Below are 26,195 nucleotides of genomic sequence, written 5' to 3' on the forward strand. Positions count from 1 at the left end.
TAATTTGACCGCAAAGCTAAGTGGATTTCTGCTCTCTTTAGAATAATTTCAGGAAAACTACAACAAAAGGAACGGCAATTAATAAGCTGTCAAATCGATCTAAAAATCCGCCATGCCCGGGAATGATCGTTCCTGAATCTTTGATCTGAATAGATCGCTTGAAATGCGACTCAACCAGGTCACCATATGTTCCTGCAATTACCACGATTATTGCAACGCTAATCCATTCTATTTCATTGAGTCCTTTAAAGTAGAATCCGATGACTATGGCCACTAAAATAGCCGTAGCAGCTCCACCTATGCTTCCTTCCCAGGATTTTTTAGGAGATATTCTTTCAAAAAGTTTGGTACGACCAAAGAGAATGCCTGTGAAATAAGCCCCAATATCGTTGGCCCATGTTAAGAACAGCAAGCCCAGGAGAATTTCATAGGAATAGGTTCCGCTATGAAAAACAAGCAAATTAGTCAGTGCAAAAGGCAAGGCCACATACATGATACCCAGGTAAAACAGGGCAATATTTATGAAGGGGTGGACATCACTTTTCTTGTATAGCTTGATTAAGAAGACAAATGATGCCAATGGAAAAAGCATTACATAATGCTGATTGGATAAAATGTCAGTTTCAATTAAGAAGGTGATTGCAAACAAGAGCGCCCCGATTGTAACACCCAGAAATCGAATCGGTAGGTAGCTCTGTAACCTCATGAGTCGGTAAAACTCCCAAATGGTAAGGCAGGAAATGGACAGGAATACAGCAAAGAACCCCCATTCACTCCAAAGGAGGGATAGAACGATGATCATTCCGCCAATGATGGCAGAGAAAAAACGAGGGGCAAGATCCGGGTATCTACTCAAAATTTTATTTCTACTTTAATTATTCGAATGGCCCTGATTACATTATCAGGCGCCACAAAGATTTCGAAATTACCGAAACCATGTTGGGAAACTTGTTTGTTGATTTTTACTGGAGACATTCCCTTGTCCTCCAAGACTGCCTTCACAATATCAACTCTGTGTTCCTGATCGTCTGAGTAAACTGCCTGCCAATCACGCATGCTGAAATTTTTTGTAAAACACCCGAATAAGTAGGAATGAGACCACTGCAAAAATCAAAACCGCTGGCCAGGGAGCAGCTTGCTCCATTTGTTCCGGACTTACCTCCACAACATCTTTTTGTGCGAGATAAAGCGCAATTAGTGCTAGACCATTATTGGCCAAATGCCCAATCATGGCCACACTTAAGTTTCCACTCCAATGATAAAGGTAGCCAAACAGAACTCCTAAAAACATTCGAGGCATTACACCGAAAAATTGCATATGAATGGCAGCAAAAATGAACCCCGTTACCCAGATAGCAATGTGATGATTCGCGAATGCTTTAGCAAAAAAATTTTGTATTAGGCCTCTGAATAATAACTCCTCACCTATGGCCGGAATGATTGCTACTACAACTAAAGCCAAAGTAAAATGAGTAGGTGAGGTAAAATCAGTCAAGTGTTCTGTAAGCACTTTCAATTGTTCTTCAGACTGTTTGGCCCATTCCGCAAAATCTGAATTTCCAAAATCAAGATTCATGTTCCATTCACCAATGGCACTATTGACAACCATGAAACTGATGGAAATAAGTATGGTCAGCCCCGCTGTTCTGAGCGTAACCTTCGGAAAAAATTCGGCAAATGGAATTTTAAGTGCAATAGCGATGAATAGTGCTGAAACTCCAATGAACATGAAAGTAGCTACGACTCCCTGAGCAGCTAATAACTTAATAGGGTTCATTTTTAAAATCAAATCCGTATCCACATCAGACCCCCCACTCCCAAGCATCATGACGATTGAAATATAGGCTGTAAGACCAAGACCAAAGGCCCAAGCGCGTGCTTGATGTTTATCTTCCGGGTTATTTCTTAGAATCTCCTGCATATGGCTAACTTTGCGGGCAAATATAACCGTTCAAGATGGTTAAAATCAGTGATATAGAGATAGGAGAGTTTCCCTTATTACTTGCACCGATGGAGGATGTGAGTGATCCGCCATTTCGTGCAGTATGCAAGCAAAATGGTGCGGATTTGATGTATACCGAGTTCATTTCTTCGGAAGGGTTGATCCGGCATGCCGAGAAAAGTGTTCAGAAGTTGGATATCTATGATTATGAGCGCCCGATCGGCATTCAGATTTTCGGTGATAAAATTGAATCGATGCGGGAAGCTGCTTCCATTGCCGAAGAAGCTAATCCGGAAATCATAGACATTAATTACGGGTGCCCTGTCAAAAAGGTAGCATGCAAAGGAGCAGGAGCGGGGATTTTACTCGATTTGCCTAAGATGCAAAAGATGACGGAGGAGATTGTGAAACAAGTGAATAAGCCGGTGACGGTAAAAACTCGCTTGGGTTGGGATGACTCCACGATCAAGATTCAGGAAGTAGCACATCGTCTTCAGGATGTGGGCATTCAGGCGCTGAGTATACATGGACGTACCCGCAAGCAGATGTATAAGGGCGAAGCGGATTGGGGGCCAATAGCTAAAGTGAAAAATGATCCGGGTATTCATATTCCAATCTTTGGGAATGGTGACATTGACTCACCTGAGAAAGCTCTTGAGTACCGTAATACATACGGCGTGGATGGGATCATGATTGGTCGTGCTGCGATTGGCTATCCGTGGATTTTTAATGAGATCAAGCACTATATGAAGACTGGTGAGCACCTGACTGCCCCGGACCTGGATGAGCGAGTGAGGGTGGCTGTTCAGCATCTTGATTTTTCAATCGAGTGGAAAGGAGAGCGTCAGGGTCTTTTTGAAATGCGCAGACACTATACCAACTATTTCAGAGGTATTCCAAATTTCAAGCCAGTCAGAACGACACTTGTGGAGTCAGAATCATACCATGAAGTGAAGGAAACTTTGCTTCAGATTCCTGAATTATTCGGAGAGGTAGTTTTCAGCTAACCCACTATCTTAGTTATGTGAAAATTTATTATTCCAACAAAAGCTGGATTATTGGGATTTTTCTTTGGGGAATGATATTGAGTGTTGTTTTCATTGTCCCTCAAGAGAAATCGTTAGAAACTTCCTTTCTGATAACCTACTCAATAATTTTACTTTTTGTTTCTTTGATTTGGTTTGGCATTCGTTATCAGATTAAAGATCAATGTCTTCTTATTTTGATCGGGCCAATCAGGCTTTATTCTATTCCGATAGAGAAAATTGAATCCATTAATCGAAGCTATAACCCATTGAGCTCGCCCGCAGCATCTCTGAAAAGAATGAAAGTTAATTTTGATGGTGGCATGGTTTTGATATCTCCGAAGTATGAGAAACAATTTGTGAAGAATCTGAAGGAGATTAATCCGGACATTTATAATGGAATCAGTTGGGAAAATGAAAATGAATCAATCCTGACAAGATTCGTTTATTCTATTTTATAATTCTCTATTAAACTACTAGATGCAAAAATCACCACTCTATGCCTGGGTACTCTTGTTTATTCTGGCATTCATTTGGGGTAGTTCATTCATTCTAATCAAGAAAGGATTGATTGGGTTGACGCCTCAGGAAGTTGGATCACTTAGAATATTGGCTGCATCCTTGTTTTTGCTGCCATCCGGTTTGAAGCGGTTTAAGACCATTGACAAATCAAAGATTCTCTTTTTCGTATCTGTGGGTTTGCTTGGAAGCTTAGTGCCGGCTTTTCTATTTGCAATTGCTCAAACGCAATTGGAAAGTGCAATTACCGGGGTATTAAATGGATTGGTGCCAATCTTTACCATCTTGATTGCGCTGTTAGTTTTTAAGCAGAAACAGATTAAAGCGGTTTACATCGGAGTGATCATCGGATTTCTTGGGATGGCCATCTTGATTACTGCCGGGGAGGGGAACACCCTCAATGGAATTAATGCTTATGGACTTTTGGTTGTATTGGCGACTATTTGTTATGCATCCAACCTCAACTTAATAAAGCAGAAACTCAATCATGTACATGCGGTGACCGTCACTAGTGTTTCCCTGCTATTGGTAGGGCCATTGGCAGCTGTTTATCTCTTTGGGTTTACTGACTTTTGGCCAAAGCTTATGAATGTAGAAGGAACAGGAATAGCTACTTTTTACATCTGTTTGCTGGGTGTTTTAGGAACAGCAATAGCGCTTATCATTTTCAATAAAGTCTTGCAAATGAAAGATGCACTTTTTGCTTCATCTGTAACTTATATCATTCCAATTTTTGCAGTGATGTGGGGTGTGCTGGATGGTGAAAAGCTTTACCTGATGCACTATGTAGGTATGATCGCAGTAGGAATTGGTGTTTACATCGCCAATACCAATAGAGCGGCTCATAGGAAGGCCGGTAAAACGAAATAGACTAGCGCACTTATCAAGAGGCTTGAAATGACATTAAGCCACACACCTGATTTCACCATATCATTCATTTTTAATTCACCTGAACTAAACACAATCGCATTGGGTCCTGTCGCAATGGGCAACATGAATGCGCAGGAAGCTGCCATTGTTGCCGGCACCATCAGCAAAAACGGATGAATACCGATGGCCTCAGCTAAGGAGGCAAGAACAGGTAGCATAATAGAGGCAGTGGCGACATTGGATGTTACTTCTGTTAAAAAGTTTACCGTTAAAGCCACTATGAGAATGATAAGCAAAGGATGCAATTCGGCAACACCTGTAAGCTGAAGACCCAGCCATTCTGCAAGTCCGGAACTCTGAAATGCTGCCGCAATTGATAGACCACCACCAAACAGGATGATAACCCCCCAAGGTAGCTTTTCAGCTTCTTCCCAGGTAAGCAAAGGCTCTCCATTTTTAGATTTTGAAGGAATGATAAACATGGTCAAAGCTGCGGCAATGGCGATAACCGTGTCATTTATCCCTGTGATAAATTGATCTAGGACGAATGATCGGGAGATCCAGAGGATGGCGGTAATGATAAAAACAACCGCTACGGCTTTTTCCTCTTGTCCCATTTTTCCCAGGGTTTCCTTTTCCTTCTCTATCAGCTCTCTGCCAATAGGAATTTCTACCTTATGGAGGGGAAAGACCACTCGTGTTAGCACGACCCAGCAAATACCCAACATGACCAAAGAAAAGGGCAAAGCAAATGCCATCCACGTAGCAAAGCTTAACTCCTGATTGTAAAGTTTATTGGCGATTGAGACAAAAATGGGGTTGGTAGGCGTTCCCACCAGGGTCGCAACACCACCAATGGATGCAGAAAAAGCAATCCCAAGCAAAAGGGCTTTAAAGAACATTTTTCCTGTTTCTCCACTTAGTTCACGCATCTCAGCAATCAATGCCGTGCCAATGGTCACCATCATGAGTGTGGTAGCGGTATTGGAAATCCACATGGATAGGAGTCCGGTTGCCAACATAAAGCCAAGCACAATGAAGCGTGCATTGGTACCCACAGCAGATATAATCTCAATGGCTATGCGACGATGAAGATTCCACCTTTGCATTGCGATGGCTATGATGAAACCACCTACAAATAAGTAGAGCATCTTGTCACCGTATGCTGCTGTGGTTTGAGCAATGGGTGCTCCACCCGTTAATGGAAGCAAAACGATGGGTAAGAGCGCGGTTGCAGAAATGGGGAGGGCTTCCGATAACCACCAACTAGCAATCCAAAGCGTGGAGGCCAAAACAGCATTAGCTTCTGAAGAAAGCTCCGTAAAAGGGCTTCCAAAAAAAACAAGGCAAAACAAAATGGGCCCGATAGCGAGCCCAATTCTTTTTCTGATCATACGGGAAGATTAAACTGAGTCTTCCTGCAATTTCTCGAAATCAAATTCATTTAAGAAATTTTTGGCCTGATCCAGGTTCTGGAAGTCATATTCTTTGACTTCACCCCTACTGCCATGAATTTCAATTTTAACTACAGTGATTCTGCCATCATGTGAAAGTGGATCTTCTATCAACTTACCGCCATCCGATTGATCTTTGATCCGGTGAGAAAGGACAACCGTTTTTCTTTTGATTCGATTACAATAAGAGCACTTAAATTCTTTTAGCAGTTCACCATCTTCAGTTTCAGTAGCATCCTTGATGACTTCTTCTTTCTGCAGTCGCAGTGTCTGGAAGCCACATCTGTCACACTCATGAGCGCTCAGATGGCCTTTATACTTTTCAATTTTAGTATATCCGGTTGCTTCGTCTATCCACACATCATAGTCTACTGAGAAGACATTTTCTTCAGCTTGCATTCCTTCATCCAGGTACGCATCTTCTTCAGATTCACTCAAAAGCTTCATTTTATTCCCATTTTCAGGATTTATCCTTGGTGTATACCTGAGTTTTTTGAGCTTTTTCTCTAAAATGCCGGGATAATAAAACTTAAGAATAAGCTGGGCGATGTAGCCATAGAGCACACCAATACACATCGAAACAAATAGTCTGATGAAGAACCAGAGTCCATCCAGCTTCATTGTTTCATACTCCAGCGTATTACAAAACAGGAATAGGGCTATTGCAATAAGAATATGACCGGATAAGAGTTTTTTAGTCTCTTTTTCGCTGGCCAGATCAAATTTTTCCTTGTATGTCTTCTTAGACATAAGGGTAATCTTGTAAAAAACATAGTTTAAAATACCTATGCCTAATACCACAAAGACCAAAATAGATACGATTTGCTGCCATTTAGCCAGGAAATCGAGGTAAAAATCGTTATTCATACGGGTGACAAGTTTTAACAAAAATAAGACGATTTAAAAAACCGACAACTTTATTAAAAACAGTACGAAATTTTTCTCCCCTAATTGTTCTTAGAATTAACTTTTTTGGAAGCGTCCGGAAGGAGTACATACAGGATAGAAACTTGCTGTGCGTAGGGGTTGATAGAGTCTACATGTAAAGGTTCATTCACAGGAAGTAAAGACGCCCATTTAGAAAGTTCTTCATGTGCTATGTCGGATACTCTTTCCTGAGCTTCCATTAAGAAAGCAAAAGTGCTGAGTAGCAGTAGTAGCGTTATGAGTTTATTGAACTTGGGTTTCATGATTCATTAGTCTTAGTCCTTTTCCTAAATGAGCGTCAGTCACTTCTTGTTTGAAAACCTAACCTTGCTTAAAAGATGTGTACGACGATCAAAAAGTTGCATCACACCTTAAAATTTACGAATTCAGATGTTAATTGCTGTTAATTAATGTTATAAGGCATAATTAAACAACCGAATTGTAATGGGAGTACTTTGTTTAGTGGAAATGGTTACAAAGAAAAATGATCTATTTCCAACTCATCGGATAATGCTCATCCAGATATTGCATACCCGTCTCGGTAACGTATATAGGACCGAAGGTGTCCAGCATAACAGCTAGCTCACTGGTTTCTTTAGCTCCAATGCTAGCCTCAACGGTTCCGGGATGTGGACCATGTGGTAATCCTCCGGGATGTAATGTGAAAGAACCACGATCAATTCCTTTTCTACTCATGAAGTTTCCTTCTACGTAGTATAGTACCTCATCAGAATCAATATTGGAGTGATTGTATGGTGCTGGAATTGCTTTTGGATGGTAATCGAACAATCGAGGAACGAATGAGCAGATGACATATCCATATGCCTGGAAAGTCTGATGTACCGGAGGTGGCTGGTGGATACGTCCGGTTATTGGCTCAAAATCATGAATGGAAAGAGCGTATGGATATAAATACCCATCCCATCCAACCAAATCAAACGGCGAGTGCTTGTAGTGATAGTCATGTAGCATGTCATCATGCTTGATCCTTACCAGGTATTCACCTTCCTTATCTTCAGTCACTAATTCTGAAGGCGGCCGAATGTCACGCTCGCAATACGGTGAATGCTCTAGCAATTGACCTAATTCATTTCTATATCGTTTTACCGTTTCGACCGGATTAGTAGACTCTATGATGAGAAGTTTTAAGGGCCCCTTATCCCATTCTAAACGATAAATGGTAGTACGTGGAATCACCACATAATCACCCTGCTTAATTCTGAGTTTTCCAAACTGCGAATAGAGGTATCCATTTCCATCATGGATAAAAATTACTTCATCAGCTTGACCGTTTTTGTAGTAATAATCCATCTTCCTGGATGTAGGGTGGCAGATGGCCATGCTTACATTCTTGTTTTTCAAGAGAACCTTTCGAGCCTCGAGAAAATCATCTCCAGTCGTCTCAACTTTGGAGGTATTAAGGTGAGTTTGCTTTAAAGAATACTCTTTAGCTATTTCTTCTTTCCAGGGAGTGGATTTACCAACTTTTTCGACTCTGGTGGGCGGAGTAATATGATATAGGTTTGAATAAATTCCTGAAAAGCCCCGGGATGAAACCAGCTCTTCTGCGTAAAGACTTCCATCAGGTTGTCTAAACTGTGTGTGTCGTTTCGGTGGAATTTCCCCTAGTCTGTGATAGTATGTCATATTACCGCTGTGCTATTTTGTCCGCCTCATCCATTAACTGAATTGCGCGCTGAAAAATTTCATCTTGCTGGTTGAAAATAGGATAAAATCCATCATTATCCCAGATTCCTCTTGCAATATAAGCCTTAGTTAGTTGTTCTAACAACTGTTTTGATTTCCTGAATTCTTTTTCATTGAATTTCAACTTGTTCCCTTCACCTACGGATACTAAATCCTTCAGCATTTCATCGGTTACTTTGAAGGAAGCTCTGAATTTGTCGAATCCCATATCCGCTAATCGTGCTCTATTTTCCTGGGCATATTTTACGGTATACTCTTGAATGGAATTAGTGCTGAAAAGGCGATTGATGTAACGTGTATTTTGGGTAGTGTCAAGCGGTACAAAGAAGTCAGGAGTAATACCCCCACCTCCATAGACAATTCGGCCTTTGTCTGTTTTAAAGGCAAGCGAATCATTGAATTTGATGCTATCAGCTGAATAAACTTCGCCATTTTCAAAACGCTGATAAGCTTCTTCGTAATACTCATCCAGTTTTCCACCCTGATAAGTTTTTTGAATGCTTCTGCCGCTTGGTGTATAATATCTTGATATCGTAAGTCTTAGTTCAGAACCATCATTCAAATCGATAGGTAATTGAACCAGACCTTTACCAAATGACCTTCTCCCAACTATTAGTCCACGGTCATGATCCTGAACAGCACCTGCTACAATTTCTGATGCCGAAGCAGAACCTTCATCCACCATGATTACCAGTGAACCACTTTCAAAATCTCCCTTTTCACCTGAAAAATGCTTTTCAGCATATCTCTTCTCCTTGCCATCGGTGTACACGATCATTTGCTCTCCGGCTAGGACCTCATCTGCGATCTGAACGGCTCTATTTAGATATCCTCCCGGATTCCCCGTTAAATCAATAACCAGCTTTTCCATACCCTGATCCTTCAGTTTAAGCAAGGCTTCTTTGAACTCCAGATAGGTTGAATTGGCAAAACGAGCAATTTTTATATATCCAATTTTATCGTTGACCATATAGGAGACGTCCACTGAATATTGAGGAATCACATCCCTTTCAATGATGAAATCAATCAGGCCATCTTCACCTTCACGCATGATGCTTACGGTCACTTCTGACCCACCAGGCCCTCTCAGCATTTCCACAACCTTAAGATTGGTCATCCCTATGCCGGCAACATTTTTACCATCTACTTTTATAATCTTATCACCGGAGCGGATTCCTAATTTCTGTGACGGTCCGCCACTCAATGGAGTCACCACATGAATGGTGTCTTTGAAAATATTGAATTCTACCCCAATGCCTTCATAGTTACCTTCAAGTCGCGATGAAATGAGCTCTAAATCTTTTGCAGGAATGTACGATGTGTGTGGATCTAATTCCTCTAGCATTTGAGTTATCGCACTTTCCACCAGGTCATCACTATTCACTTCATCCACATAATCATTTTCTATGTGTGTGAGAACCTGACGAAATTTTGTCAGGCTTTTCATGAGGTTAGAAGTAGGCGCTGTGGAAGAACCGGCCATATTGGCCCCTATGAATACTCCTACACAAAGCGTAATGGCAATGTATAGTGGTAATCGGATGGCGCGTTTAGAATTATTATGTGTGCTCATAGTCGACGATAAAATTCAAAAATAAAGTTTATTTAAGGGGTTTGAAACGTATTGAGCATCAAACTGTTGACTTGCGTCGATTAAGGAGTTATTTTTGTATATGGTCTTCGAAAAAACCATCGGACAGGTTGTAGATGAAAACTACGTGTATGCAAGGGCTTTGCACTACCTGGGGATTGATTTTTTTGATTCTTCGGAAAAGAAATTAAAAGAAATTTGTCAGGAGAGGGGACTGAATCGGCAGAAGGTGATCAAAAGCTTTTATTTATTTGATTCATGCCATCGTTTCAGTTTTACCGAGCTTCAAAACTATCCGATAGAGTTACTCACAGAGTATTTAAAGCATGCACACCATGTTTTTATTAAAGACAAGCTTCCCTATATCGTGCATTTGGTTAAGCAGTGGGATCGAGACGAGGGGCTTAAACATCTACTTTCGGAGTTTGTCGAGGACTTCATCAAACACATCTACGAAGAGGAGGATACCACTTTTAAATACATTGAACTTTTGACTCAAGTGAGGAAAGGGTCAGCAAAAGCACCTTACTTTTTATTGAAGGACTTTCAAAAGTATTCATTAGAAAGTGAGTTTGAAGAGCACCGGGATGAGGATGAATTTGGAGCAATTCGAACTTTGATGTCATCCTTTGAGCCAGAAACCCTACATGATCGAGTCCTGATGCATGAAATACAAGCATTTGATCGGGAGATGATATACCATGCCGAAATCGAAAACAACATTTTCTTTCCTAGAGCGATAGCGCTGGAAGCCTCTGTTCAAAAGAGAATCAAAACTCTTTCTGAGCTCAACTAATGCCTAGAATTTTAGCCATAGATTATGGCGCCAAGCGAACGGGTTTGGCAGTCACAGACCCATTAGGAATGATCGCTTCACCTTTAGATGTACTTCCAAGTCACACCCTTGAAAATTTTTTAAAAACCTATTTTGGTAAAGAAGAGGTTAGTCGTGTCATCATTGGTATGCCTAAGAACACTGACGGAAAGCCCACCAATGCTACCCCTTTGGTACAGGCATTTATTAACCGATTCAAAAAAGTATTCCCTTCAATGGAATTAATTTTGCATGATGAGCGCTTTACATCCAAAATGGCGATGGATGCCATGATCGCAGGTGGGATGAAGAAGAAAGACCGAAGAAATAAGGGCAATGTGGACAAGGTAAGTGCTACCATTATTTTACAATCATATTTAGAAAGTATTCCATGATTTTTCCAATCGTACTGTACGGTGATCCGGTGTTAAAGAAAAAGGCCAGTGAAGTAGCCGAAGGAGATGAGTCTGTAAAAGATTTTGTTGAGAGCATGTATGAAACCATGTATGAAGCTCAGGGTGTGGGATTGGCTGCTCCGCAGGTTGGCGAGTCAATACGTGTTTTTGTGGTAGATACTACACCAATGGAGGATGAAGAAGAAGGTGGACTAAAGCAAGCCTTTATCAATCCGGTTATGATTGAAGAGATCGGTGAAGAATGGGCTTTTGAAGAGGGATGTTTGAGTATCCCGGGAGTAAGGGCTGATGTAAATAGAAAGCCTCAGATCAAAATCGAGTACTATGATGAGAACTGGGAACTTCACGAAGAAACATTTGATGGAATGAAAGCACGCGTGATCCAGCATGAATATGATCACATTGAAGGGAAACTATTCACGGATTATCTGACACCTTTTAAAAAGCGCCTCTTAAAAGGAAAGCTGGCTAACATAAGCAAGGGCAAGACCGACGCAGAGTATCGAGTGAAAGTACCGAGGTGATCAGTGGTCACATTGAGCTTGTCGATATGTGGTTTTTAATGTTATGAAGGTTTCGACAGGCTCAACCTGACACCAAATAATCTAATTCATTTTATGAAAGACCTCAAAATATCTCTTATCCAAGCCGACCTTCACTGGGAGCAGATTGATGCTAACCTGGCGATGTTTGAAGAAAAGATATGGTCAATTGAAGGCTCGGATTTGATTGTCTTGCCTGAAATGTTCACAACAGGGTTTTCAATGAACGCCCAACAGCTTGCCGAACCTCCTGGGGGCAAGACATTCAAATGGATGAGACAGATGGCCACTCAGCGTAAAGTGGCTCTAACGGGTAGTGTAATCACAAAAGATCAGGGCAAGTTTTACAACCGATTGTATTTTGTCTATCCTGATGGCTCCTCTCAACAATACGATAAAAAGCACTTATTTAATCTGGCCGCTGAGGGAGCGACCTATACACCAGGAGATGAACGAGTAATTTTAGAATATTTAGGTTGGAGGATTCACCCTATGATCTGTTATGATTTACGATTCCCTGTTTGGGCCAGATCGCAGAGATCAAAAGATCAGCTTTATGAGTATGACCTTTTGCTTTATGTAGCTAACTGGCCGGATACACGTGTAAATGCATGGGATACCTTGCTGAAGGCTCGCGCAATAGAGAATCTATCCTACTGTGTGGGTGTAAATAGAATTGGAACCGATGGTTTTCCAAAAGATTATAATGGCCACTCCGGCATCTATTCACCAAAAGGGGAAGAGTTGAAGTTTTCAGCCGATGATGAGCAAATACTTACTGCCACTCTTTCAGCTGAAGAACTTTTAAATTATCGGAGAGACTTCCCATTTCAGGAAGATGCGGATGATTTTGAGCTTTACTAAATTGCGTTGAGCAGGATTTCGACTAATTGAATTATTTAGAAGATCAAGAAAGTCATTTCTACAAAATCAACTCTAAATACCTCTGAAGGGGTATTGCAAGAGATTTTTTTTGTATCTACATTCACCCCATTTCAAGAAATAAAATGAAAAAGTTCATACTTTTTTCAGCAGTGTGGTTGACGCTTGTGTACGCTCATGCCACCATTATTACAGTAGATAATAACCTGAACAGCTCCGCCAATTACACAAACTTGCAGTCTGCTATTGATGACGCTTCTCCCGGTGATACCATTTACGTCTCTGGTTCGCTTCAGAGTTATGGAAATATTACCATCTCCAAAAAGCTTAGCCTGATAGGTGCCGGATATAATCCTAACAATCAATTTGGGTTAAAATCTATTGTTGGTTCTGTAACATTTATCATTACCGAACAAACGTTCCCTGTCTTCGTCTCAGATCCATCCGGCTCTTCAATAGAAGGATTTGAGATTTATAGTATAAGTGTATCCGATTTCGAGAGTGTAATAAAGGATTTACGATTTAAAAGAAACCACATTTATTCCATTGGTCTTAATAGTGCCAGTGATATTATTATTGAAAATAATATTATAACAGCTACTATTAATGGATCTGGTTTCAAAAATTCTCAACCTTACGTAATTAATGTGATTATACGAAATAATATTTTCACTAACCCATCTAACACTTTGTTATATTTTGTAAGCAGCAGCATATTAGTGAGTAACAATATCTTTTTGTCGAGTGTAGTCAATAGTACAATGCATTTTTATAATGAGCGAGTCATTTTTGCGAATAATATATTCTATGGGGCAGGTGTAGGGTCAACACAGGATCACTGTAAATATTGCACCTTTACCAACAACATTTCCTTTGGGCCTGGAGCTACCGATTTTGATTATGGCACCAACACCACGGGAGGAAATTTGGAAGCTACAGATCCTTCATTTAATGCTGCCGCAAATTTCAGCTTTGAGTTTACAGATGACTACCGTCTCAGGGATACATCTCCTGCCAAGAATGCGGGATCAGATGGAACTGATATAGGCATTACTGGAGGTATTACTCCATGGCCAGTTACTGAATCAGCGGCTCCTTACATCCACAGTTCTTTCCCTGCTGTTCCACAAATTACTAAGATGGATATTCAAAATGCATCTGTTGGTATTGGCGGAACGATCAACGTGAATGTAAAGGCTAAAGTCGTTAATTGATACTAAAATGAGGGCGCAAAAATGCGTTGGATTAATCAAAGCCCTGGTTGGGCTATGGTTGATCATCATGATAGTGTCACCCTTGAATGCTTCCTCTCAAATCATTAGGGCCGAATACTATTTTGATACCGACCCGGGGGTTGGCAATGGTATTGAATTAAGCATAACACCAGGGGCTTCTTTAATCTCTTCATTTGACATTTCTGTTGAAGGTTTAGGTGCAGGTTTTCACAATTTATATATACGCATGCAGGACGAAAACCAGGCATGGGGCTTGGTAGAAGGCCGGACATTTTACATTCTGGAAAATTCTGAAAGCAATCTAGTGACGGTCATTTCCAGTGCTGAGTACTTTGTGGATAGTGACCCAGGAATAGGTAATGGAATTTCATTACCTGTTAGTGAACTGTCTGCAATCGAGGAGAGTTGGATAATCTCGAGTGAAGGCATAAGTGAAGGCTTCCATCAGCTTTGCATTAGAACCCGTGACGATTTGGGTAACTGGGGTCTGCACGAAAGCCGTACCTTCTATATACAGAAAAATCAAGGAACGATTACTGCATCTTTCGTAGCAGCTGCTGAATATTTTTTTGGCCCAGACCCGGGGGTTGGAAATGCTAACATGATAGAGATCACCTCATTATCAGGTAGCGTTGAAGAAAACCTTTCAATTAATATGGAAGGGCTTTCAACTGGATTCCATCAATTGTCCGTTAGAGCAAAAGACGATTTAGGGCAGTGGAGCGTGATCGAAATGAGGACTTTTTACGTCCAGGCTGAAGAGACTGAGACAATTGCAACAGCGATTGTTGCTGCAGAGTATTTCATTGATACGGATCCCGGATATGGAGCGGCCACAGCCATTCCGATTGATGAACCTCTTTCATTGGTTGATATGACATTTACGCTCGATCCATCTTCACTTTCCTTTGATACCCACCAACTCAACGTGAGGGTAAAAGATGACAAAGGGATGTGGAGCATTGTTGCCAGGGGTGAGTTTGTCTATGAAAATAAGCAAGGACAAATAATAACATTCAATGAATTGGACATCTATTACTATCAGGATGTGTTTGAATTGAATGGATCATCTTCATCTGAGCTTGCCTTGGAATATTCAAGTTCAGATGAATCAATAGCGGTAATAAGTGGTAATACTGTAACTGCCATTGGGGTAGGAGATGTAATTATCACCGCTAGTCAAAGTGGTAATGATTCCTACATTGAGGCAACACCGGTATCGCAAGACCTTACCGTATCTAAGGCCATTTTAACTGCCACAGCAGATAATCTGTCCAAGACGTATGGTGATGACAATCCTGAGTTAACCATAAGCTATGAGGGATTTCGTAATCAGGAAACGGAAAGTGTGCTTGATGAACAACTTATTGCCACTGTAGAAGCGACCAATGAAAGTCCTGTTGGAGACTATGAAATTTCCCTTTCTAGTATTACCGACAATCATTATGAAGTTGTGAGTAATCCGGGAGCACTATCAATCGAAAAAGCATCACTGGCTGTTATCGCTGATTCTCAAATCAAGACCTACGGTACCGCGAATCCTACTTTAACCTTTTACTATTCAGGATTTGTGAATGGAGAGGATGAAGAAGTGCTCGATGAATTACCAACAATTAGTGTCAATGCTACAACATTCACGAATGTTGGTATTGTACCAATAGAAGTTACTGTTGGGATGGATGATAATTATTCACTAGAGGCCGTGGATGGAGAGCTGATTATTGAGAAGGCACTACTAATAGTGCAGCCTGATAATAAAACAAGCACTTATGGAGCCGCTCTTCCTGAACTCACCCGCACAATCTCCGGATTTATGAACAATGAAGATGAATCTGTGATTGATCAGCTTCCTGAACTCATTGTTCCTGTTCAGGATGCCGGCACTCAGGAAATTCTTGCGATGAATGGACAGGATAATAATTATGACTTTCAATATGAAAGTGGGATCATTGAAATTGCACAGGCACAACTCCATATCACAGCAGATGATAAACAAAGGACGTACGGTGATGCTAATCCTGATTTTTCATTGACTTATACAGGTTTTGTAAATAATGAAAACGAATCGGTGTTGGATGAATGGCCTGAAGCAACTACAACTGCTGATGAATTTAGCAATGTTGGTGATTATCAAATTTTGGTAGATAATGGAAGTGATGACAACTATTTTTTCAATTACCATTCAGGGACTTTGACCGTTACAAAAGCGTCACTCACAGTTACTGCGGATGATCACATCATCAAGGAGGGAGATGAAATTCCAGAGTTGACAATGTCTTATCTGGGATTTAAAAACGATGATACAGAAGCAAATATCACTTCTCCTACAGCGACTACAGCGGCCCAGTCCAATAGTGGTGTTGGTACCTATGAAATTGTGTTGGAGGGTGGAAATGCGCTTAACTATGAACTGACATTGGTAAATGGAACACTAACCATTGAAGAAGCATTAGGATTGATTGAATCTGGTGAATTGGAGATTTATCCAAACCCTATTACTCAAGGGTTTTCAGTGAAGTCAACTGAAAGGATTGATCGAGTTGATATCTATTCCAATGATGGTAAGCTTGTAAAATCATTTAAGGGTATGAGCGAAACCTATCACATTAGTGATCTTCCGAATCAAATCTATTTGGTTCATCTGATAAAAGACACCTCTGCATCTTTTATTCGAATCGTAAAACGATAAATTCCTTAGGCACGCTGACATGAATTTGGTTAGCCTTTTAACCGATCTCCATGAGATCGGTTTTTTTATGTTTAGTCAATTAACATAGCTCAAACAGATTCAGGAAGATGCGGATGATTTTGAGCTGAATTAGAAAGTCAACTTGCTGACTATTTGCGTGAGATTCAAAACAGTTTCAATACCGAGTAGGTTTATATTGATGTGAAAACATTAATATCAGTTTTATTGCTACTCTCAGCGCCTTATCTCTTTGGTCAAACATTAAATGACATACGGTCAGAATTTTCTGCGGTGGTTCAGAATCCCGAAGAATCCCGAAGATTTTATGACTATTTGAAAAAGATTGAAAACCCACCTTCAACAGTAAAAGCCTATCAGGCCGTTTCTGAAGCACTTTTAGCACAAGTGGTTTGGAACCCTTTCAATAAGCTAGCTCAGGTAATGAAATACGACAAGCAAATGGAGAATGCTGTAACTGAAGACCCAGATAATGTGGAAATACGATTCTTACGGCTAGCCATTGAATTCAACCTCCCATCATTTTTAGGGATGAGTACCCATATAGAAGAAGATACTCAGAGGATCATTCAGAATATGTCCAGCATCAACTCAATGCAACTGGATAAATCTTATGGCAGATATATTTTTCACTTTCTGTCTCAGTCAGAACTTTGCACGGATGAGGAAATATATCTTTTGCAGCGAAGTTTATCAATGAGTCAATAGAAGTTGATTTCGCAATCAGGAAATACTTCCTGAAAATCATCAATTGTATGCTGTCTTAGGCGAGTATTGTAGCAAACAAGTTTCTTTAGGTTTTGCATGTCATAGAGCCGTTGCAATTTCCATACACGTGTGTTGCTCACATCCAGACTTTCCAGGTTATACAAATCATCAATTCCTTTCAGATTTTTGATGCTTGTTCCTGCACAGTTTAGATGTTTCATTGATTGCATGTCTTCCAAATCTTTCAGGTCATCAATGGCTGTATTCTTGATATTTAAGTGACTTAGAGAAGTTAGCTTAGCAATTCCTTCCAGTGATTGAAGCGGACCGTTGGTGCATGTGATCGACTCAATGGATGTATGTTTATATAGTTCAGCAAGTGAATTAACTCTCACATTATCCAGTATCACTTCTTTGAGATTAATGAAGGCATTCAGCGGCTCAAGCGAAATAATTGGCTGATCTTTTATCGTGATGGATTCACTTTCGATCAATCGATGGAGCGCCTTGCTATCGGTTTCTTTTAAATCAAATGCCTTCTTCCAGATTGACGAGAGTTCTGACCACCAGGTTTTTAATTTCTCAGATTGAAAAACAACTATAATGTCATCGGATGAATTCAGTAGATCTGCTACTTCACTTTGTCCAATAGGTGTGTTGTCAACGTCTACAAACCGGAGGTCTTTAAGCACGCGAAGAGCATTGAGTTCTTTGATTGAGCTGCTTTTTAAAATCAACTGGTTCAAGTTGGAATTTTTCTCCAGACCTTTGCTTGACTCAACGGGTAAGTCTGTACCATCGAGGAATGTTAGTTCAGGCATTTCAGCTGTAAACCCGAATGAGGTAAAAAGATTTTGACTGACATCAAGGTGCTTTACCCTCTTGAATTTCATCAGAGGAGTGGGCTCATATAGCTTTTTATTGCTAAGGTTCAGAGAGTCACGATTAATGAGTTTGATAAGATCATCCTTATCCGGAGTGATCGCATCAATACCTCCGATCTCTCCAAGGACATGCTTCCAATTGGCCGACAATCCTTTCCACCATTCCAAAACCTTTTCACTATTTGTGACAACTAAAACAGCCGGTCTTTTACTCATAAAAGTAGCAGCTGTCTGTTCAGAGACACTGGTGTAATCAGCATATACCTTTTTGAGTTTTTTAGCTTCGAATAGTGGATTCAGGTCAGAAACATTAGTTCGATTAAATGATACTTTTTGTAACGAAGGATGCGACTCAAGTCCTTCAAGATTTGAAATCTGGGTTTCTGAAACATCCAATTCCGTAACATTATTTAAGTGTTTGACAGGAATTAAAGAAGTTATTTTCGATTGGGCAACAAGCAAGGTGCTTAGTTCTTTATTCCCGGAGAGTAATTGAAGGTCAGCAAATTCAGTATCAGTAAGATTGACATACGTAAGCTTGTTTAGTCTGCTTAAAGCGTCAAATGAGAAAACATAAGTCCCTGAAATGTTTAAATGGGCGAGTTGATTCAGCTTACCAATAGGTGTGATATCGTCAACCCGGGTCTTTGAAATATCGAGGTGGTTCAGCTTATCAAAATACTGAAGTGTTTCAATGTTTTCAATAGATGAATTACTTGCAAGAAGAGTTTCCAACCCCATCGAATACCGAAGTGGTTCAAGTTCTTTGATTTTTGTGTTCGAAATATTTAAGTAGCGCAATTCACGTAGAGCCACCAAGGGTTCAATGTCCTGACTGTATGGGTCGCCCTCTAGATTCAAACTATCGATATCTACTATTTGCTCCAATACTTTGAAGGTAATACTATCAAATGAGACATAAGATTTAAAGGTATTTTTCCAACCAAAGGACAAGTTGAACCACCAATTCTGCAACTCTTTCTCCCGACTCACCTTGGTGCTATAAACACTGACGATTTTTAAGTCAGCCTCATCTTCATCCTCATTGATTTCCAGAAATCGTTTTTGATTTTTCTTATAGGATTCGCCCTCCAGCGTCACACCATCGATACTGCTTTCAAACGACACCAGATAATAGCCAAGCCCATTCGGGCGCTCAAGTTTTTTTATTTCAGCTTCATCAAAATCAAACTGGATATCATTGAAAAAGAAATCAACATCTCGCAGATATGCTGTTACGTCTTTGTTGGTTATGACCTTACGATCATCCAGTAAGTCATCCTCAATTTGCACACGATTATCCGCAAAAACCTTTTTGTAGCTCTCGGTAATGATGACTTCCTTGTCCCTTGTCGAGGTTTTCGGGGAGCCAATTGAGTTGAGCATGTATTCATAGAAATTCAACAAGCTTCTGACCTCTTCGTAATTGGTAGAGTCAGATGGTGCCTGAGCATGGGTTCCAAGCCCAATAAAGAATGTCAACAGGAATGTGGCGTACTTGATCAATTTCAATTTTTGTTATAGATGTAGTTCTTCAGTTGCTGTTTTTGTGATTCGTTTTCCAGTGGCACCAGACCTGAAATAAGCCATCCGGAATTATAGCCGGGACGGTTGAAGTTGGCAAGGGAGAAATACCATCCGTCCACTGAAAAGAAATGGAATTTCACATTTTTAATCGTCTTGAACTTCATATTCCCCTGATTCATTTCATAAATGAAAATTGTCAGGAAGTCAGGCGCGTAGTTTCGAGCGGTAAACTGCTCTATGTGATTGTTGTCATTAAATGCTTTACGTATGGTCATAAAATCCAGCTCATGACTGAGTGGATGCATGAATTTTTTTGAAGCCGTGGTGTCTTTATCGAATAGGTTTTGAAATTGGTCAAAAGCGACATCCTCAATTATCCATTCATACCCCTGACCTTGTTGCTGCAGCCTCATGTACAATAGCCCGGATATATTTTTTCCTTTGTAAGTAAATTCAGTACTGACCTCTGCAAACCAATCATCCTGATGGAAATTTAGATATACAGGATCTTTTTTATCTGTTATAACCTTAAGAAAATCCCGGGCAGCATTAGGGTCTATCCGACTTGTTTCGATATCAAAAAGCGAGGGGATATATTTTTTGCGAAGCGATGCATCCCGATATTTTTTATCGGAAGCAAAGTATCGGTTACCGTCTTCATCTTCCTCACCATTGAATCGTCTGAAAAATTGATTGATCTGCTTGTTGGACGCAGATAGTTGTTCTTCAGTTTCTTTCATATCATCGGTAAGGCCGGATTGACCTACCGATGATTGAAAAAATATTGTTAAAAGGATGAGTCCTAAAATGACTCTCATGCGGATGTTTCGGTTACTCTGATGTCACCTAACAACACATCCCAGAACTCAATGATTCTACCGGCAATCTGAGTTTCTTTTTTCTTCACGTAAATTGTGATGTCTTTCTTGGTTGTGTCTTTGTAATTAAGGCCATCTTTTGACGATCCTTCAAAACGCTGATAAATAGTGATCACACCTACATAAGTACCATCCGGTTGTTGTTCCAGGTCGCTCACATAGTGAATGTCGTACCATTTGATAGTCACCTTGTCGTAATTCAACGCCATCAGTCGCTCAAAATACTCGCGCACTTTGTAGTAGCTAATTTCTTCTCTTTCCAGGGAAGAAACACCCATTTCACTTGCCGGGGCAAAAAGCTCTTCAGCCCGGTCCATCACACGCTTGGCTTCCGAAAACTGGGTGTCCTTATTTCCGATGATGCTGATGTATTTGCTGAGATCCTTCACTTTTTCCAGGGCAAGCGAATCGATTGCCTGTTTTCTGCTCGGGTCTACATTGCTTTGTGCATATCCACTCATTGCAAAAAGGATGGTGAGGGATAGTAGTATATATTTTATGTTCTTCATGTCTGTTTGTGTTTATTTTCTTAGAACCAGTTCTTTGATTTTGCCATTCGCATCGTAGATCACTTCTTCCACTCTGGCCTTATTGTTTTTGGTGTCTTTCAGATAGTTCAGATACTTCCCGATGGTAGTAGGCTCATCGTAGCTGGGCTTGCCGCCCTCTTTATAGATTACGATAAGCACAGGAGCCTCTGAGTTGCTAAACATAGTGAGCGCCTCCTGAATGCTTGAATTGGCCGAAGCGGTAGATGATGCCGAGGAGATCGCCGAAAAATAGTTGTTCAGCTTTAACTCTTTGGATGGTTCTTTCTTTACCACGCGCTCCTCAGGTTCTTCTTCCGGAATTTCCTCTTCCATTTCTTCCTGTGCCATTTGTTCTTTAATCTCCTGGGTATCACTCATGTCTGCGAGCTGCTTTTTGTTTTTGCATGCAGAAAACCCGAAAACCAACGCCAGCAGAATGACCAGCGAGAGCGGAGAGGGAGTGTTATACTTCTTTGTCATTTTCATAAAAAATTTAAATGATAGTCTATTTCAATTGGTTCTTGTTTGAGAACAATCCCTTTAACTCAAATAGTGTTCCAATTGATACAGTACCCTCAAGAAATAGTTTTAAGAATGGGGGAAATTCTCGATTTGAGAATTAGAGGGTAGGAATGGGAAAATGGGATGGATTAAATTAGAGCAGAATGAAGAAGTGGATCATTATCTCTTTTGGTGGCTTTTATTTGACATGGGCATTAAACTTATTGCTTGGTTTGCCCTATTTATTTTACTTCAATACAGCATTTATTGCTTGGTTAGTTTTAGAGGCTGTTAAAGAGAAAACATTATTGATAATTGCTCCATTGTTCATTCTGAGATTATCTCAGTTACTTAACATACAGGGCAAATATTTGATGTTGATTTCAATGTGCGTGATTTTTATTCTCATTTTAGGATATCTGCTCATATACAGGAAAAAGACTAACGTAATATATTTGATTCTTAGTGTAATTGCCTATACAATTGAAGTCTTTGGTTACTTAACCTAGAGTAGAATTAAGTGATTTTATACTAATATTATTAAATGAGATTTGATTTTGAATGGCTTTCAATTACAGTTGGTATAGGAGTTCTACTCCTAAGCATTTTATTTGAGGATTATATTTATCCTTTCGATATCCCTCTGATCATATTAGCATTAATTTTTATAGCTTTTGCTTCTTATCGCAAGAAAAATCAGAAGTAATGATCTATCGAGCAAGCTCGGAGGGATTACTCATACTCGCACCCATGCCGCACAGCCCCTCGTGAATTCCGCTTTGCTCCATTTCGAACCCCCTACGTGTTTTCGAACCCAACCATTATAAAATGAAAAAGGCTAGGGGATTACTTACGTGATCCCTTTTAGGGGTCTGATGCAAGCAATTACCCTCACTCCGTTCGGTTTCTTCATTTACATCGCTCATTTGAACAAGTTCAATTCGCTTGTAAACAAAAAAACCCAGCACACTGTGCTGGGTAATTGCTTGCAGAGGAGGAGGGATTCGAACCCCCGGTACCTCGCGGTACAACGGTTTTCAAGACCGCCGCATTCGACCACTCTGCCACTCCTCTGTATTTTCAGAACTCGCTTTCGACCACCCTTCCCTTCGTTACACTTCGGGAGGCAAGTCTGCCACTCCTCTGTGATCTAAACATTTTTTAAGTAGTTGTTTCTACTCCCATTCATTGCGAGTGCGCGAAAATGGGAACGCAAAAGTAGCCGTTTTTAGGAAAGAGACAAATTCAAATCACTCGAAAAAAGGAGAAATTGATTCTTTCATTCGTTCCGGCATTTTTACAGGCCTTCCGGTCTCCATATTCATAAAGGCCAGAACAGTTTCCCCCGTGTTTATCAGCTTGCCTTCTTCGTTTTTTATTTCATAAAGAAACTTCATTCTGGCACGTGGCATTTCAGGAATAATAACCTTGACAGAAAGCAAGTCGTCATACTTAGCAGGTCCGTGGTATTTGATGTTCATAGTTAGTACCGGCATCCCAACACCTGCACCTTCCATCTCTTTGTATGGAAACCCTAAAGCTCTGAATCCTTCCACCCGAGCGATTTCATAATATTTCGGATAATTGCCATAATAGGCAAAGCCCATTTTATCAGTATCGGCATATCGTACGCGTATGTGAGTTTCGTGGGTGTACATTTTTTAAAAGTAAGTATATTCAGTAACCGTATCCTGAATCCAATCACCATCAGCCATATATGACTTAATAGATTTGATCGGGTATCCATCTAGATCATATTCATATTCATATTTTGAATCCGCTACAAAAAAACTGGTGCCTGGTGCGGAATCGATTACAGTCTGATTTCTTAATGTAATATTATTCTGAGAAGTCGGGAAGCCCGGTGTGAGTTGGTAGATGTATGATTCAGGTGAATGGTTAGAATCGTATTCATATTCGATCTTTATCTTGACAAAAAGTTCGCCATTGTCATAATCTGTCTTTAGTTCTTCCTTGATATTTCCATTTTGGTCGTAAATGAATGATTTCTTTTCCTCTAAGATATCGTCTTGGTATCTGGACCATTCAACACACTTTCCATTTTCATATTTGAAAGTGTTTTTTTCATTAATCGATGAATATTCCACAACCATACCATTGCTGTAAGAAAATGTTATTGATCCTGTTGGAATGGGTCCTTCTGACGTGTTTCGGTAATACTCCTGGGATGCGATTAGGTTGTCACTGTTGTATTCCGATGTTGCAAACAATCCGGATGCAAAAAACTTTGAATAGAAATGAACGGTATCCAATAGACCATTTGGCTTGTAGGTATATCTGGTGGTTAGCTGCCCGTCTTCAAATACCTGTGATACTTGTTTCCCTTCAAGAGTTAATTTCGATTGAATGGAATCATCTTTGGAGCAACCAAATGCAAAAGCTATTAAAATAGCCAGGAGTAATTGATTTAATTTTCTCTTCATGCTATCTGTAGATTCGTTCCTGATTCAAAGCTCGCTGAAATTTACGGGCATTTGCGTTATGCTCCGTTAAAGTTCTGGCAAATGCATGATATCCTGAGAAATCAGCCTTGGCACAGAAGTATAGATAACTATGGTCCTCATAATTTAAAACAGCCTCTAAAGCAGGAATTCTCGGCATATTTATGGGGCCGGGAGGTAAGCCACGACTTTTGTAAGTGTTGTATGGTGAATCAAATTCTTTATCCTTGTTTAAAATCCTTCGGATACTAAAATCACCTATTGCAAAAACCAATGTTGGATCTGCCTGCAAAGGAATTCCTCGTTTTAGTCGATTGATATAAACACCTGCAATGGTGGGTGCTTCATCCATTTTATTGGTCTCTCCCTGAACAATGGAAGCCAGCGTTGAAACTTCATTTTGAGTCATGCCAAGTTGCTTGGCTTTTTGAATGCGCTCTTCCGTCCAGAACCGATCATATTCAGCTTTCATCCTGTTCAGTAATTCTTCAGGAGTCACTGTCCAGTACACCTCATAGGTATTAGGGATGAACATGCTGATAAACGTTTCTTTTGTAAACCCATAGTGAGCAGGTGTTGTATCAGCCAGAAGTACTGGAGCTAGATCAGCTGAATCTATCTCCAGGCTTTGAGTAAGTATTTTAGGGAGTTGTTTTAGTAGACGAGCATTTGAGAAAGTTAGAGATATTGGAGTTTGTGCTCCGGACCTCAACAGATTGATTAATTCCACATTGGTCATATCCCCTTTGATCAGATACATTCCATTTTTCACATTGGTATCCAGGTCCTTAAGCTTTGCCAGAAAGCTGAATGAAACCAGGTCATTCACGATTCGCTCTTCGGCCAGTTTGTTTTGAAGCTGTTTGAAAGTTGTGCCTTTTGGAATAGCAAAGTATCGATCATCCTGCTCTATAAGAACATTAGGTGTATAAAGGATCTGATAGGTGTAAAAGGAAAAGGATGAAAGCATCATGGTGAACACCACGAGAAAAACGCCGAGGATGTATTTTTTACGCATGCGTGCAAAAATAGTATGAGAGATTGGACTACAGCAGACTTTTCGGGAATGCTACTGCACCATAACGACCATGATGCGAAATGGATATTTCTTTTTTGGCAGGCTCAATAACCGGGAGGTTTAGTTCGTCTGACCCTATATGGTAATCCAGGTTTTTTTCACGGAAAAATTCAATGACTAAAAATCGAATTCCTTCGCTCCAATTTTGATTCGGTTTTTCAAAAGTTTCATAGGTTGAATTTTCTAAATCCCCGCAGATGGAGAGTATGAACTCATCAGTAATTTCCACCTTACCTTTTATACCCTCTGACTGAAAGGTGACATGACCATTCTCTTCTTTGATCAATACAGGAATCTTTTTAGGAGCAAAATTCAAAGGCTCTCTTTTGCATTTAAAAATGGCTTCTTTCGCAGACCAAAGAATCCAGAATAAACGAGGGTGCTCGATTATCGAATCATTTTCGTTTTTAATGAGGTCAAGACTCCTTTCACTTCGTTCTTTAAACGAAGGATCTTTTAGGTCGACTATGTCTATTCCTATCATTCTTTTATTTAGCGTTGAGTCTCCATTCTTCTATTATATACTCACTTTCAAAAGCTACACCAACGATGTTTTCTTGTTCTTGCTCATGTATGAAATCAACAACTTCCCCATCTAGAATGAGATCATACATTATTTCCCAGTAGGTGTCTACTTGTTCATCATATGGTTCTACCCCATTGTATAGAACAACTTTCAATTTCTCTGAATTATTTATGTAGCTGCTAATATCAACCTCATAGGCTACTTCGTTAGCCCCCCCAAGGGTATAATCTGATTTGTAAATCAACGAGTCATCAATGTATACATGAGCCCTATTATCCACTTTGGTGAATTTCACATAGAAATCTGATTTTTCTGTTTTAGACTCTTTTTTAGTCTCGATTTCGGCACTTTCTGATGGCGGTGATTTTTTTGTTTTAGAAACACAACCCAGACAAAATATCAAGATGATAATAAGATATGCTTTCATTTAGATGCTTTCAATTTTTTTGCTGTTGCAAAGTTAATAATAG

28 protein-coding genes and 1 tRNA gene are annotated in these 26,195 nt (G+C 40.1%); 11 read left to right on the plus strand and 18 right to left on the minus strand.

Annotated features, from left to right (window positions below; all coding sequences use genetic code 11):
* Positions 1-37: 37 nt before the first annotated feature.
* The 3 genes from RIC88_RS09185 to RIC88_RS09195 are packed head-to-tail and all read right to left on the minus strand — an operon-like array spanning position 38 to position 1,921.
* Positions 38-856, minus strand: coding sequence for a phosphatidate cytidylyltransferase (locus tag RIC88_RS09185; RefSeq protein ID WP_350217244.1), 819 nt, complete (start codon positions 854-856; stop codon positions 38-40).
* Positions 853-1,056: a hypothetical protein gene (locus RIC88_RS09190; protein ID WP_350217245.1), complete on the minus strand. Its 204-nt coding sequence runs from the start codon at positions 1,054-1,056 to the stop codon at positions 853-855. The genes RIC88_RS09185 and RIC88_RS09190 overlap by 4 nt, the downstream gene beginning before the upstream one ends.
* Positions 1,049-1,921: a CPBP family intramembrane glutamic endopeptidase gene (locus tag RIC88_RS09195; RefSeq protein WP_350217246.1), complete on the minus strand. Its 873-nt coding sequence runs from the start codon at positions 1,919-1,921 to the stop codon at positions 1,049-1,051. Before RIC88_RS09195 ends, RIC88_RS09190 begins: the two co-directional genes overlap by 8 nt.
* A gap of 35 nt (positions 1,922-1,956) precedes the next feature.
* Between RIC88_RS09195 and dusB the strand changes: the two genes are divergently transcribed.
* From dusB to RIC88_RS09210, 3 genes are all read left to right on the plus strand, one after another.
* Positions 1,957-2,949 carry a tRNA dihydrouridine synthase DusB gene (gene dusB / locus RIC88_RS09200; RefSeq protein ID WP_350217247.1) on the plus strand — a complete coding sequence of 331 codons (993 nt, stop codon included), beginning with the start codon at positions 1,957-1,959 and terminating at the stop codon, positions 2,947-2,949.
* A 71-nt stretch (positions 2,950-3,020) separates the two neighbouring features.
* A complete protein-coding gene (locus RIC88_RS09205) occupies positions 3,021-3,428 on the plus strand; it encodes a PH domain-containing protein (RefSeq protein ID WP_350217920.1) in 408 nt (135 codons plus the stop codon).
* A gap of 19 nt (positions 3,429-3,447) precedes the next feature.
* Positions 3,448-4,356 (plus strand): DMT family transporter, encoded by a 909-nt coding sequence (locus RIC88_RS09210; RefSeq protein WP_350217248.1) that lies wholly within the window; start codon positions 3,448-3,450, stop codon positions 4,354-4,356.
* On the opposite strand, the gene RIC88_RS09215 is transcribed toward RIC88_RS09210, so the two are convergent.
* The 5 genes from RIC88_RS09215 to RIC88_RS09235 form a co-directional block, all read right to left on the minus strand.
* Positions 4,329-5,750, minus strand: a complete 1,422-nt coding sequence (locus tag RIC88_RS09215) for an SLC13 family permease (RefSeq protein WP_350217249.1) — start codon at positions 5,748-5,750, stop codon at positions 4,329-4,331. The genes RIC88_RS09210 and RIC88_RS09215 overlap by 28 nt on opposite strands.
* Positions 5,751-5,759: 9 nt before the next feature.
* A complete protein-coding gene (locus tag RIC88_RS09220; protein ID WP_350217250.1) occupies positions 5,760-6,677 on the minus strand; it encodes a G protein-coupled receptor family protein in 918 nt (305 codons plus the stop codon).
* Between the two features lie 80 nt (positions 6,678-6,757).
* Positions 6,758-7,000 (minus strand): hypothetical protein, encoded by a 243-nt coding sequence (locus RIC88_RS09225; RefSeq protein ID WP_350217251.1) that lies wholly within the window; start codon positions 6,998-7,000, stop codon positions 6,758-6,760.
* A 226-nt stretch (positions 7,001-7,226) separates the two neighbouring features.
* Complete coding sequence (locus tag RIC88_RS09230; RefSeq protein WP_350217252.1) at positions 7,227-8,384, minus strand: homogentisate 1,2-dioxygenase; 1,158 nt, start codon at positions 8,382-8,384, stop codon at positions 7,227-7,229.
* Between the two features lies 1 nt (position 8,385).
* Entirely contained in the window at positions 8,386-10,017 is a 1,632-nt protein-coding gene (locus RIC88_RS09235) for a S41 family peptidase (protein ID WP_350217253.1), read from the minus strand.
* Positions 10,018-10,117: 100 nt separating this feature from the next.
* Here RIC88_RS09235 and RIC88_RS09240 point away from each other — a divergent pair, with 100 nt between their 5' ends.
* The 7 genes from RIC88_RS09240 (at position 10,118) to RIC88_RS09270 (ending at position 17,339) form a co-directional block, all read left to right on the plus strand.
* Positions 10,118-10,831 carry an iron-sulfur cluster repair di-iron protein gene (locus tag RIC88_RS09240; protein WP_350217254.1) on the plus strand — a complete coding sequence of 238 codons (714 nt, stop codon included), beginning with the start codon at positions 10,118-10,120 and terminating at the stop codon, positions 10,829-10,831.
* Complete coding sequence (gene ruvX / locus RIC88_RS09245) at positions 10,831-11,244, plus strand: Holliday junction resolvase RuvX (RefSeq protein WP_350217255.1); 414 nt, start codon at positions 10,831-10,833, stop codon at positions 11,242-11,244. Before RIC88_RS09240 ends, ruvX begins: the two co-directional genes overlap by 1 nt.
* Positions 11,241-11,789, plus strand: a complete 549-nt coding sequence (def, locus tag RIC88_RS09250; protein ID WP_350217256.1) for a peptide deformylase — start codon at positions 11,241-11,243, stop codon at positions 11,787-11,789. Before ruvX ends, def begins: the two co-directional genes overlap by 4 nt.
* A 93-nt stretch (positions 11,790-11,882) precedes the next feature.
* The gene (locus RIC88_RS09255) at positions 11,883-12,671 is read left to right on the plus strand and encodes an amidohydrolase (protein WP_350217257.1); all 789 of its coding nucleotides are present in this window, start codon (positions 11,883-11,885) and stop codon (positions 12,669-12,671) included.
* A gap of 143 nt (positions 12,672-12,814) precedes the next feature.
* Positions 12,815-13,903 carry a right-handed parallel beta-helix repeat-containing protein gene (locus RIC88_RS09260; protein ID WP_350217258.1) on the plus strand — a complete coding sequence of 363 codons (1,089 nt, stop codon included), beginning with the start codon at positions 12,815-12,817 and terminating at the stop codon, positions 13,901-13,903.
* A 7-nt stretch (positions 13,904-13,910) separates the two neighbouring features.
* Positions 13,911-16,613, plus strand: a complete 2,703-nt coding sequence (locus RIC88_RS09265; protein ID WP_350217259.1) for an MBG domain-containing protein — start codon at positions 13,911-13,913, stop codon at positions 16,611-16,613.
* Between the two features lie 201 nt (positions 16,614-16,814).
* Positions 16,815-17,339, plus strand: a complete 525-nt coding sequence (locus RIC88_RS09270) for a hypothetical protein (RefSeq protein ID WP_350217260.1) — start codon at positions 16,815-16,817, stop codon at positions 17,337-17,339.
* On the opposite strand, the gene RIC88_RS09275 is transcribed toward RIC88_RS09270, so the two are convergent.
* Genes RIC88_RS09275 through RIC88_RS09290 form a run of 4 tightly spaced genes read right to left on the minus strand, consistent with a single transcriptional unit; the run spans position 17,333 to position 21,638 of the window.
* The gene (locus RIC88_RS09275; RefSeq protein WP_350217261.1) at positions 17,333-19,729 is read right to left on the minus strand and encodes a leucine-rich repeat domain-containing protein; all 2,397 of its coding nucleotides are present in this window, start codon (positions 19,727-19,729) and stop codon (positions 17,333-17,335) included. The genes RIC88_RS09270 and RIC88_RS09275 overlap by 7 nt on opposite strands.
* A 2-nt stretch (positions 19,730-19,731) precedes the next feature.
* A complete protein-coding gene (locus RIC88_RS09280) occupies positions 19,732-20,568 on the minus strand; it encodes a hypothetical protein (RefSeq protein ID WP_350217262.1) in 837 nt (278 codons plus the stop codon).
* Positions 20,565-21,137: a hypothetical protein gene (locus RIC88_RS09285; RefSeq protein WP_350217263.1), complete on the minus strand. Its 573-nt coding sequence runs from the start codon at positions 21,135-21,137 to the stop codon at positions 20,565-20,567. Before RIC88_RS09285 ends, RIC88_RS09280 begins: the two co-directional genes overlap by 4 nt.
* 12 nt (positions 21,138-21,149) lie before the next feature.
* On the minus strand, positions 21,150-21,638 hold the full coding sequence (locus RIC88_RS09290; RefSeq protein WP_350217264.1) for a nucleoid-structuring protein H-NS: 489 nt from the start codon (positions 21,636-21,638) through the stop codon (positions 21,150-21,152).
* 185 nt (positions 21,639-21,823) lie between these two features.
* On the opposite strand from RIC88_RS09290, the gene RIC88_RS09295 reads away from it, so the two are divergent.
* On the plus strand, positions 21,824-22,168 hold the full coding sequence (locus RIC88_RS09295) for a hypothetical protein (RefSeq protein WP_350217265.1): 345 nt from the start codon (positions 21,824-21,826) through the stop codon (positions 22,166-22,168).
* Between the two features lie 480 nt (positions 22,169-22,648).
* Here RIC88_RS09295 and RIC88_RS09300 read toward each other — a convergent pair.
* The 6 genes from RIC88_RS09300 to RIC88_RS09325 all read right to left on the minus strand — a co-directional run bounded on the left by RIC88_RS09300 (position 22,649) and on the right by RIC88_RS09325 (position 26,152).
* A tRNA-Ser gene (locus RIC88_RS09300) sits at positions 22,649-22,733 on the minus strand.
* Positions 22,734-22,909: 176 nt separating this feature from the next.
* On the minus strand, positions 22,910-23,317 hold the full coding sequence (locus tag RIC88_RS09305) for an acyl-CoA thioesterase (RefSeq protein ID WP_350217266.1): 408 nt from the start codon (positions 23,315-23,317) through the stop codon (positions 22,910-22,912).
* Between the two features lie 3 nt (positions 23,318-23,320).
* Complete coding sequence (locus RIC88_RS09310; RefSeq protein WP_350217267.1) at positions 23,321-24,103, minus strand: hypothetical protein; 783 nt, start codon at positions 24,101-24,103, stop codon at positions 23,321-23,323.
* Between the two features lies 1 nt (position 24,104).
* Complete coding sequence (gene mltG, locus RIC88_RS09315) at positions 24,105-25,139, minus strand: endolytic transglycosylase MltG (protein ID WP_350217268.1); 1,035 nt, start codon at positions 25,137-25,139, stop codon at positions 24,105-24,107.
* Positions 25,140-25,167: 28 nt separating this feature from the next.
* On the minus strand, positions 25,168-25,683 hold the full coding sequence (locus RIC88_RS09320; protein ID WP_350217269.1) for a 4'-phosphopantetheinyl transferase family protein: 516 nt from the start codon (positions 25,681-25,683) through the stop codon (positions 25,168-25,170).
* Positions 25,684-25,687: 4 nt separating this feature from the next.
* The gene (locus RIC88_RS09325; RefSeq protein WP_350217270.1) at positions 25,688-26,152 is read right to left on the minus strand and encodes a hypothetical protein; all 465 of its coding nucleotides are present in this window, start codon (positions 26,150-26,152) and stop codon (positions 25,688-25,690) included.
* Positions 26,153-26,195: the final 43 nt, after the last annotated feature.

The sequence above is a fragment of the Ekhidna sp. genome (genome assembly GCF_040220215.1).
In the GTDB taxonomy this organism is placed as follows: domain Bacteria; phylum Bacteroidota; class Bacteroidia; order Cytophagales; family Cyclobacteriaceae; genus Ekhidna.

What these genes read in the sequence shown, in the direction of transcription:
- RIC88_RS09190 (WP_350217245.1), bottom strand. Translation starts at nt 1,056, where the DNA reads ATGCGTGATTGGCAGGCAGTTTACTCAGACGATCAGGAACACAGAGTT.
- RIC88_RS09195 (WP_350217246.1), bottom strand. Translation starts at nt 1,921, where the DNA reads ATGCAGGAGATTCTAAGAAATAACCCGGAAGATAAACATCAAGCACGC.
- dusB (WP_350217247.1), top strand. Translation starts at nt 1,957, where the DNA reads ATGGTTAAAATCAGTGATATAGAGATAGGAGAGTTTCCCTTATTACTT.
- RIC88_RS09205 (WP_350217920.1), top strand. Translation starts at nt 3,021, where the DNA reads ATGATATTGAGTGTTGTTTTCATTGTCCCTCAAGAGAAATCGTTAGAA.
- RIC88_RS09210 (WP_350217248.1), top strand. Translation starts at nt 3,448, where the DNA reads ATGCAAAAATCACCACTCTATGCCTGGGTACTCTTGTTTATTCTGGCA.
- RIC88_RS09215 (WP_350217249.1), bottom strand. Translation starts at nt 5,750, where the DNA reads ATGATCAGAAAAAGAATTGGGCTCGCTATCGGGCCCATTTTGTTTTGC.
- RIC88_RS09220 (WP_350217250.1), bottom strand. Translation starts at nt 6,677, where the DNA reads ATGAATAACGATTTTTACCTCGATTTCCTGGCTAAATGGCAGCAAATC.
- RIC88_RS09225 (WP_350217251.1), bottom strand. Translation starts at nt 7,000, where the DNA reads ATGAAACCCAAGTTCAATAAACTCATAACGCTACTACTGCTACTCAGC.
- RIC88_RS09230 (WP_350217252.1), bottom strand. Translation starts at nt 8,384, where the DNA reads ATGACATACTATCACAGACTAGGGGAAATTCCACCGAAACGACACACA.
- RIC88_RS09235 (WP_350217253.1), bottom strand. Translation starts at nt 10,017, where the DNA reads ATGAGCACACATAATAATTCTAAACGCGCCATCCGATTACCACTATAC.
- RIC88_RS09240 (WP_350217254.1), top strand. Translation starts at nt 10,118, where the DNA reads ATGGTCTTCGAAAAAACCATCGGACAGGTTGTAGATGAAAACTACGTG.
- ruvX (WP_350217255.1), top strand. Translation starts at nt 10,831, where the DNA reads ATGCCTAGAATTTTAGCCATAGATTATGGCGCCAAGCGAACGGGTTTG.
- def (WP_350217256.1), top strand. Translation starts at nt 11,241, where the DNA reads ATGATTTTTCCAATCGTACTGTACGGTGATCCGGTGTTAAAGAAAAAG.
- RIC88_RS09255 (WP_350217257.1), top strand. Translation starts at nt 11,883, where the DNA reads ATGAAAGACCTCAAAATATCTCTTATCCAAGCCGACCTTCACTGGGAG.
- RIC88_RS09260 (WP_350217258.1), top strand. Translation starts at nt 12,815, where the DNA reads ATGAAAAAGTTCATACTTTTTTCAGCAGTGTGGTTGACGCTTGTGTAC.
- RIC88_RS09265 (WP_350217259.1), top strand. Translation starts at nt 13,911, where the DNA reads ATGAGGGCGCAAAAATGCGTTGGATTAATCAAAGCCCTGGTTGGGCTA.
- RIC88_RS09280 (WP_350217262.1), bottom strand. Translation starts at nt 20,568, where the DNA reads ATGAGAGTCATTTTAGGACTCATCCTTTTAACAATATTTTTTCAATCA.
- RIC88_RS09285 (WP_350217263.1), bottom strand. Translation starts at nt 21,137, where the DNA reads ATGAAGAACATAAAATATATACTACTATCCCTCACCATCCTTTTTGCA.
- RIC88_RS09290 (WP_350217264.1), bottom strand. Translation starts at nt 21,638, where the DNA reads ATGACAAAGAAGTATAACACTCCCTCTCCGCTCTCGCTGGTCATTCTG.
- RIC88_RS09295 (WP_350217265.1), top strand. Translation starts at nt 21,824, where the DNA reads ATGAAGAAGTGGATCATTATCTCTTTTGGTGGCTTTTATTTGACATGG.
- RIC88_RS09305 (WP_350217266.1), bottom strand. Translation starts at nt 23,317, where the DNA reads ATGTACACCCACGAAACTCACATACGCGTACGATATGCCGATACTGAT.
- RIC88_RS09310 (WP_350217267.1), bottom strand. Translation starts at nt 24,103, where the DNA reads ATGAAGAGAAAATTAAATCAATTACTCCTGGCTATTTTAATAGCTTTT.
- mltG (WP_350217268.1), bottom strand. Translation starts at nt 25,139, where the DNA reads ATGCGTAAAAAATACATCCTCGGCGTTTTTCTCGTGGTGTTCACCATG.
- RIC88_RS09320 (WP_350217269.1), bottom strand. Translation starts at nt 25,683, where the DNA reads ATGATAGGAATAGACATAGTCGACCTAAAAGATCCTTCGTTTAAAGAA.
- RIC88_RS09325 (WP_350217270.1), bottom strand. Translation starts at nt 26,152, where the DNA reads ATGAAAGCATATCTTATTATCATCTTGATATTTTGTCTGGGTTGTGTT.